4 protein-coding genes and 1 pseudogene are annotated in these 8,920 nt (G+C 74.3%); all 5 read right to left on the reverse strand.

The features are described from left to right. Nucleotides 1-23: 23 nt before the first annotated feature. Nucleotides 24-2,354 (reverse strand): annotated as a pseudogene (locus ACWF9Z_RS25010) (ComEC/Rec2 family competence protein); the annotation flags it as partial. Nucleotides 2,355-2,431: 77 nt separating this feature from the next. Further along, complete coding sequence (locus ACWF9Z_RS25015; protein ID WP_453605363.1) at nt 2,432-3,133, reverse strand: helix-hairpin-helix domain-containing protein; 702 nt, start codon at nt 3,131-3,133, stop codon at nt 2,432-2,434. Nucleotides 3,134-3,741: 608 nt separating this feature from the next. Continuing rightward, complete coding sequence (locus ACWF9Z_RS25020) at nt 3,742-4,587, reverse strand: DegV family protein (RefSeq protein WP_453605365.1); 846 nt, start codon at nt 4,585-4,587, stop codon at nt 3,742-3,744. 149 nt (nt 4,588-4,736) lie between these two features. Next, nucleotides 4,737-5,462 carry a hypothetical protein gene (locus tag ACWF9Z_RS25025; protein ID WP_453605367.1) on the reverse strand — a complete coding sequence of 242 codons (726 nt, stop codon included), beginning with the start codon at nt 5,460-5,462 and terminating at the stop codon, nt 4,737-4,739. 196 nt (nt 5,463-5,658) lie between these two features. Then, the gene (gene leuS, locus ACWF9Z_RS25030; RefSeq protein ID WP_453605368.1) at nt 5,659-8,532 is read right to left on the reverse strand and encodes a leucine--tRNA ligase; all 2,874 of its coding nucleotides are present in this window, start codon (nt 8,530-8,532) and stop codon (nt 5,659-5,661) included. Nucleotides 8,533-8,920 lie beyond the last annotated feature (388 nt).

Here is an 8,920-nt window from a genome sequence, read left to right on the forward strand (position 1 = left end):
CGACGGTGCCGGACGGCCGGGAACGCGCGCAACCGCGAGCCGCTTCCCGTGACGGCCACCGACCCGTCCTCGTCCGTGCGCAGCACCGCCGCCCCCGAGGCCCGCAGCCGCGTGAGCGTACTCGCCGCGGGGTGCCCGTACCGGTTCCCCGCGCCGACCGGGACGATCGCGAGACGGGGCCGGATCCGGTCGTAGAGCCCGGGGTCCTGGTGGGCGCTGCCGTGGTGGGCGACCTTGACGACGTCGACCGGCCCCAGTTCCGGATGGTTCCTCAACAGCGCTTCCTGGGAGGCCGGTTCGAGGTCGCCCAGCAGGAGCAGGGTCACCCCGGCGGTGCGTACGAGCAGGGCCACGCTCGCGTCGTTGGGCCCCTCGGGCGGCGGCCCCCCGGCCGGTGGCCACACCACCTGCCACTCCAGTGGGCCGGCCCGGCGCCGCTCCCCGTCCAGGGCGCGGACGACACCGACACCGGCGGCAGCCACCGTCCTGCGCACGAACTGCGCCTGACCCGCCGGTTCTTCCAGCGCGGTGACCTGCACCACGCCCACCGACCGCCCTCTCAGCACCCCTGCCACCCCGCCCACGTGGTCCGCGTGGAAGTGCGTCAGCAGGAGCAGCGGCACCCGCCGCACCCCCAGCGCTCTCAGGCAGTCGTCCACCGGCCCGGGCTCGGGACCCGTGTCGACCACCACCGCCGTGCCGGGGGCGACGGCCAGGACGGCGGCGTCCCCCTGTCCGACCGCGCACTGCACATAGCTCCAGCCGGGCGGCGGCCAGCCTTTGACCGTACGGGTCACCAGCGGTGGCCTCAGTACGGCCAGGAGCAGCGTCACGGCCAGCGCGCAGGAGAGCCACCGCTTGCGGCCGAACCGCCCGCCGAACCCCACCACCGCCAAGGTGGCGGTGGCGAGCAGCAGCCCTCCGGCCACCCCGCCGGGCCAGCCCAGCTCCGCCCCGGGCAGTCCCGCCCCGCTCCGGGCCACCGCGGCGATCCACCCGGCCGGTACCCCGGCACACCGGGCCAGGACCTCCGCGACCGGTCCGCACACCGGGGCCGTCACCAGCGCGGCGAAGCCCAGGACGGTAGCCGGGCCCGCGGCCAGCTCGGCCAGCAGATTGCACGGGACCGCCACCAGGCTCACCCGGGCCGACAGGACGGCCACGACCGGCGCGCACACCGCCTGCGCGGCCGCCGCGGCCGCCAGCGCCTCGGCCGGGCGGGGCCACACGCCACGGTTCCGCAGGGCCTCGCTCCACCGGGGAGCGAGGGTCAGCAGGGCCCCGGTGGCCAGGACCGACAGCAGGAATCCGTAGCTCCGGGCCAGCCACGGGTCGTAGAGCACCAGCAGGAGGACGGCGGCGGCGAGCGCCGGGAGCAGGGACCTGCGCCGCCCGGTGGCGATGGCGAGCAGGGTCACCGCTCCGCAGGCCGCCGCCCTCAGCACGCTGGGCTCCGGCCGGCACAGCACCACGAAGGCCACGGTCAGCGCCGCCCCGCACAGGGCCGTGGCCCGCAGCGAGAGCCCCAGGCGCGGAGCCAGGCCGCCCCGCTCCGACCGCTGCGCACGGGCCGGCGGGCCGATGAGCAGGAAGAGCACCACGGTCAGATTCGATCCGGAGACGGCCAGCAGGTGCAGCAGATCGGTGGCCCGGAAGGCCTCGTGCAGATCGGGCTCCACCCGGGAGGTGTCCCCGACCACCAGCCCCGGCAGCAGGGCCCTGGCATCCGGCGCGAGCCCGTCGGTGACCTCGCGCAGTCCGGCGCGCAGCCGTCCGGCGATCCGCTGCGCGGCATCCGGGCCGCCCGTCACCCGGGGCGGCGTGTCCCCGACGGGGCGGAGCAGGGCCACGGCCCGCTCCCCACCGTGCGCCGGGGCCACCCGGGCGACCACCTCGACCCGGGTCGAGGGCTGCAGCCGGGACCAGCCCGGATGCACGGCCAGCACCCGCACCGGGGTCGAGACCCGGGTCGCCGCGCCGTCGGGACCGGTCACCCGGGTCACCTCCGCGTCGAGCACCACCGCGGGCGGTCCGCTCCCGCTCCGGGCGGTCCGGGGGTCGGAGCCGACGGTGAGCTCGGCCAGCACCCTGGCGTGCTGCCGGGCCAGCTCCGGGACCGGCCCGGCCCGCGCCTCGGCCCGGTGGAGCCCGGCGACCCCGGCTCCGGCGGCCGCGCACAGGAGGACCGAGGCCACGGCCGCTGAGGTCTGCCGGAAGCGCTCGGGGCGCCGGAACCCGGCCAGGACCAGCAGACCCGCGCCGGCCAACGCCGTCCCCGCCGCCACGAGGCTCTGCCCGGCGGGTGCGCCGAGGGCGACGGCTGCCGCGGCCCAGGCGGCCAGGGCGGGCACCATCAGGCGCAGGTCCAGGGGGCGCGCCCGCTCCGGGTCCCCGGCCGGCTGCGGCTCCGCTCTCCCGGCACCCGCCCCGCTCACGGCCGCACCAGCTTCCGCAGATCCGCGAACCGCCGCTCGCCGATCCCGTTGACCTGCCGGAGCTCCTCCACGGACCGGAAGCCCCCACGGGCCGTCCGGAAGTCCACGATGTGCCGCGCGAGGACGGGGCCGACCCCCGGCAGACCGTCCAGCTGCTCGGCCGTGGCCGTGCCCAGGCTCAGCGGCCCGGCCACCTGCCCCGGTGCCGCCCCGCCCCCGCCCCCGCCCCCGCCCGCGGGCGGCGGTGCCGGAGCCCCCACCAGCACCTGTTCACCGTCCATCAGGACCCGGGCCCGGTTCAGCCCGGTGAGGTCCGTCCCGGGCCGTACTCCCCCGGCGGCGGCCAGGGCGTCCTCCACCCGTGAGCCGGCGGGCAGCCGCCGCACCCCGGGGTCCCGGACCTTGCCGCTGACGTCGACCAGGATCCGCCCGACGACCGCGCCCGTACCCGGGCCCGTGGCCGCCGGGGCGGGGACGGGCGCGGGCGCCACCAGGGCGGGTGCGGTCACCGGCTGCGGCCTGGCCGACCAGTACTGGTGACCGGCGAAGCCGACCGCCACGACCAGCACCACGGAGACCGCGGCCACCGTGCGCGGCTCCACCCCGCAGCGGGCCTGGAGCCACACGGGCAGCCGCTCCCGCACGGCGAGCCGCCGAGACTGCGCGCCGGGCAACACGGCGGCGGGGCCGGCCGGCACCGACGCTCCCTGCGCCCCGGTCCCCGCGGAAGCCGGGTCCGCGGCCACGTCCGCGTCCGAAGGTGAAGTCGGCGCCGGAACCGGGAGCGCGAGCGGAGCCGACGCCCCTACCGGGCCCGGCACATGGACCGGGCCCAGGGCTCCGGCCAGAGCCGGATGCAGAGCCGACGCCACGGGCTGGACCTGGGCCGGAACCGCCTCCGGCTCCCGGGCCGGAGCCGGCGCCGGCCCCGGAACCGCGACCGGGTCCTGGTCCGCGGCCTGGCCCAGGTCCGAGGCCGACCCCGAAGGCCGGGGCGGAAGCGGAGTCCGAGTCGGAGGCCCGGCCGGGGGTGGAGCGCCCGGCGGGTGGCCGAGCATCGCCTCGGCCCTGCGGCGCACCGCGGCGGCGTGCTCGGGGTGGCGGGCACGGTGACCGTGCCGTCGGCGCAGACGGCTGTCGGAGAGGCGGGAACGGCCGGGGCCGCTGGTGGCGCCGGCGGGCGACGAAGAACGCGTACGAGGAGTCATGGCACGACGGTAGGACCGACGCCGGAACCCCGTTCGGAACCATCAATTCCGGTGGACAACCAGCCCGTTGTGGATAACTTCGTCACCCGATCCAGTGATCAGCGGGGAGACACGACCGCCGCCAGCAGCCCCGGCCCCGTGTGCGCTCCGATCACCGCGCCGACCTCGCTGACGTGCAGCTCGACCAGCCCGGGGATGCGCTCGCGGAGCCGCTGCGCCAGCTTGTCCGCGCGCTCCGGGGCCGCCAGGTGCTGCACGGCCACGTCGACGGCCGCGGACCCGGCCCGTTCCACGGCCAGTTCCTCGAGGCGGGCGATGGCCTTGGAGGCCGTGCGCACCTTCTCCAGCATCTCGATCCGCCCGCCGTGCAGGGTCAGCAGCGGCTTGACCGCGAGCGCCGAACCGAGCAGGGCCTGCGCGGCGCCGATGCGGCCGCCGCGACGGAGGTAGTCGAGGGTGTCCACGTAGAAGTACGCGGACATGTCCGCGGCCCGCTTCTCGGCGGCCGCGACGGCTTCGTCGACGGAGCCCGCGGCCTCGGCCACTTCCGCGGCCGCCAGCGCGCAGAATCCGAGGGCCATCGCGACCATGCCGGTGTCGAGCACGCGGACCGGCACCGGAGCGGTCTTCGCGGCCAGCACGGCGGCGTCGTAGGTGCCGGAGAACTCGGCGGACAGGTGCAGGCTGACGATGCCGGTCGCCCCCGCGTCGGCGGCGGCCTGGTAGGCCCGCACGAAGTCCGCCGGGCTGGGGCGGGAGGTGGTGACCGAGCGGCGCTTCTGCAGGGCGAGGGCGAGGCTGCGGGCCGAGATCTCGGTGCCCTCTTCGAGGGCCTCGTCACCGAGGACGACGGTCAGCGGGACGGCGGTGATTCCGTGCCGCGCCATGGCTGATCGGGGCAGGTAGGCCGTGGAATCGGTGACGATCGCGACATGGCGGGACATGAGGCGGAGGTTACCGGCAGTGGGGGTGTTTCCGGCAGCCCGGCCCCTGCCGGCGCCCGCGTCGGCGGCCCTGGCCGGGGACGTGCCGACGGGCCGGATCCGGTCCGCCCGTGGCTCAGGTCTCGGCCCAGTCTCGGCTCAGTCGCGGCTCAGGTCGTGGTCTCCGGCCGCGGGGACTTCTGCCACGGGTACGGGGAGGCCGGGGTCGGCTGGGAGAGCGCTGCCGGGGACTCGTGGGGTGCTCGGGGCGCCTGCGGAGCCTGGGGGGCTCGGGGAGCCTCGGAAGCGGGCCGAGGGGCCGTCAGCGGGGAAGTGAGGTCGTCGACCGAAGGGCGGGACCAGTCGCGGAGCGCGCCCGACTCGATGTCGATCTGGGCCGACAGCGTCGACAGGTCGTCGTCCGCGAAACGGCGGGCGCGGTCGCGCGCCGCCCAGCGCAGCGAGTCCGCCGCCTGCGTGATCCTCGCCGTGCGTTCCCGCAGGTCCGGCAGGGTGTCCGCCGTCCGCTTGCGGTCCGGCTCCGCCTCCAGGCGCTTCAGCTCGTCGTCCAGCTCGTGCCCGTGCGCGCTCAGCCGCTCGAACAGCCCGATCGACTCCTGGAGCGAGGCATCCGTCTGGACCCCCTCGTACAGCGCCTGCTGCGTCGCCCGCATCGAGCTCCGCAGGTCCAGCCGCAGCTGCGCCAGCGCGCCCGGCACGCCGACCTGCCCGAAGCTGCGCGCCCTCAGGGTCGTGTCCTCCACGGTGCGGCGGGCCTGCGTGATCGTCCGGTCCACTCCGCGCGCGGCGGCCTTGACCACCTTCGTCGTCACATAGACACCGAGCCCCAGAAAGCCGAACAGCAGCACCAGGGCCACGATGATCAAAGCCTCCATGAGGGTCCCTTCCCCAGCCGATTGCGTCCCCTCCACCGTAAACGCCACGGGCAGGCCGCGGGTTCCCCTCGAACCCCCAACCTGCCCGTACGGGAACACCCCGAGACAGCCCAGACAGCCGGCCCAGACAGACGTCTCAGACAGACGTCTCAGAACGTCACCTCAGAACGCCGCCTCAGAACGCCGCGCCAACGCCTCAGACGACGATGTTCACCAGCTTCGGCGCACGCACGATCACCTTGCGGATCTCGGCCCCGCCCAGCGCCGCCACGACCGTCTCGTCGCCCAGTGCCAGCTGCTCCAGGTCGGCGTCGGAGATCGTCGGCGACACCTCCAGACGGGCCCTGACCTTGCCCTTGATCTGGATGACGCAGGTGACGCTCTCGTCCACGACGTAGGCCGGGTCCGCGACCGGGAAGTCCTGGAAGACGACCGAGTCGGTGTGGCCCAGCCGCTGCCACAGCTCCTCCGCGACGTGCGGCGCCAGCGGGGCGACCAGCAGCACCAGTCGCTCGGCGACCGAGCGCTCCAGCGGCCGGCCCGCCTTCGTCAGGGTGTTGTTCAGCTCGGTGATCTTCGCGATGGCGGTGTTGAAGCGCAGCCCGGCCATGTCGGCGCCGGCTCCGTCGATCGCCTTGTGCAGCGCGCGCAGGGTGTCCGTGCCCGGCTCGGAGTCGACCACCGTCACGGCGCCCGTCTCCTCGTCCACCACGTTGCGCCACAGGCGCTGGAGCAGCCGGTACTGGCCGACCACGGCACGGGTGTCCCACGGACGCGAGACGTCCAGCGGGCCCATCGCCATCTCGTACAGGCGCAGGGTGTCCGCGCCGTACTCCTCGCAGATTTCGTCCGGCGTGACCGCGTTCTTCAGGGACTTGCCCATCTTGCCCAGCTCGCGCTTGACCGGCTCGCCCTCGAAGAAGAACCTGCCGTCCCGCTCCTCGACCTCGGTCGCGGGGACCGGGAAGCCGCGCTCGTCACGGTAGACGTACGCCTGGATCATGCCCTGGTTGTACAGCTTGTGGTACGGCTCCACGGACGAGACGTGACCCAGGTCGAAGAGGACCTTCGTCCAGAAGCGCGCGTACAGCAGGTGCAGCACGGCGTGCTCGGCGCCGCCCACGTACAGGTCGACGCCGCCGTGCGGCTGGCTCTCGCTCGGGCCCATCCAGTACTGCTCGATCGCCGGGTCGACCAGCGCCGCGGAGTTGGTCGGGTCCAGGTAGCGCAGCTGGTACCAGCAGGAACCGGCCCAGTTCGGCATGGTGTTGGTCTCGCGCCGGTAGCGCTTGACGCCCTCGCCGTCGCCCAGGTCCAGCTCGACGTGGACCCAGTCCGCGTTGCGGGACAGCGGGGTCTCCGGCTGGGAGGCCGCGTCGTCCGGCTCGAAGGTGCGCGGCGAGTAGTCCTCGACCTCCGGCAGCTCCAGCGGCAGCATCGACTCGGGCAGCGCGTGCGCGACGCCGTCCTCGTCGTAGACGATCGGGAAGGGCTCGCCCCAGTAGCGCTGGCGGCTGAACAGCCAGTCGCGCAGACGGAAGTTGACGGTCCCCTCGCCGAGGCCCCGCCCGGTCAGCCAGTCGGTGATCGCGGCCTTCGCCTCGACCACGCCCAGGCCGTCCAGCGAGATGCCCTCGCCGGTGGAGTTGACGATCGCGGCGTCGTACGAGGCGAACGCGTCGTCCCACTCGGCCGGGTCGGCGTCGCGGTCGTCCGAGGGCTGCACGACGCAGCGCATCGGCAGTTCGAAGGCGCGCGCGAACGCGAAGTCACGGGAGTCGTGCGCCGGGACGGCCATGATCGCGCCGGTGCCGTAGCCCATCAGCACGTAGTCCGCGATGAAGACCGGGACCTTCTCGCCGCTGACGGGGTTGGTCGCGAACGCACCGGTGAAGACGCCGGTCTTGTCCTTGGCCTCGGCCTGCCGCTCGACGTCCGACTTCGACGCGGCCTGCTTGCGGTACGCGTCCACGGCGTCGGCGGGGGACGCGGCGCCGCCGGTCCACAGCTGCCGGGTGCCCTCGGGCCATTCGGCCGGGACGATCTTCCCGACCAGCTCGTGCTCGGGCGCCAGCACCATGTACGTGGCGCCGAACAGCGTGTCGGGCCGGGTCGTGAAGACGGTGACGGCGTCGCCGTCGCCGACCGGGAAGTCGACGCGCGCGCCCTCGCTGCGCCCGATCCAGTTGCGCTGCTGCAGCTTGATGGCCTCGGGCCAGTCCAGCGCGTCCAGGTCGTCCAGCAGGCGGTCGGCGTAGGCCGTGATCCGCATGTTCCACTGGCTCAGCTTGGACTTGAAGACGGGGAAGTTGCCGCGCTCGGAACGGCCGTCGGCGGTGACTTCCTCGTTGGCCAGCACGGTGCCCAGCCCGGGGCACCAGTTGACGGGCGCGTCCGAGGAGTACGCCAGCCGGTACTCGTTCAGCACGTCGGCCCGCTCGCCCGCGCTCAGCGTGGCCCAGGAGGCGCCGCCGGGCAGCTCACGGGTGCCGCTCTCGAAGGCGGCGACCAGCTCGGTGATCGGGCGGGCCGTCTTCGCCTCGGCGTCGTACCAGGAGTTGTAGATCTGCAGGAAGATCCACTGGGTCCACTTGTAGTAGTCCGTGTCGATCGTCGCGACCGACCTGCGGTTGTCGTGGCCCAGACCCAGCCGGCGCAGCTGGACCTTCATGTTGGCGATGTTCGCCTCGGTCGACACGCGCGGGTGCATGCCGGTCTGCACGGCGTACTGCTCGGCCGGCAGGCCGAAGGCGTCGAAGCCCAGGGTGTGCAGGACGTTGTGGCCGGTCATCCGCTGGTGGCGGGCGAAGACGTCGGTCGCGATGTACCCCAGCGGGTGGCCGACGTGCAGGCCCGCGCCCGAGGGGAACGGGAACATGTCCATGATGAACTTCTTGGGCCGCGCCACGACCGCCGGGTCCCCGGCCAGGTCTCCGGCCGGGTTCGGGGCCTCGTAGGTGCCCTGGGCGTCCCAGAAGTCCTGCCAGCGTGCCTCGATGTCGGCGGCCATGGCAGCCGTGTAGCGGTGCGCCTCGGCCGCCTCGGGGGCCGGGGTGTTCGTCTCGCTCATGATTTCTGAAGCTCCATCGATCGTCTCTGCCGTCTCTGCCTGCCCAAACGAAAAAACCCCTCGCACAGGAGGGGGCGCCGCGCCGAGGCCGACCGTCTCGTGGGGTCGGTGCTGTTCAGCGCGGCTCGGTAAGCAGGAGGCGTACGGCACGCATGGCGCCAGGGTACCGCAGCGGCCCCCAGGGGTGCTCGGCCCTTCCGGCCCTCGGACGACGCACCACGCGACCCGGATGGACGCACCGGGAGGCCCGGAGCGACGCACCACGAGACACCGGGCGACGTACAACGAGAAGCGGGGGGGGGGGGCGGGGGGGGGGGGGGGGGAAAGGGGGGGTGGAGGTGGGGGTTGTAGAGGTAGAGGGGAAAAAAGAACAAGGTGAGGAGCAGGG

It is taken from the genome of Streptomyces sp. NPDC054961 (genome assembly GCF_053609145.1).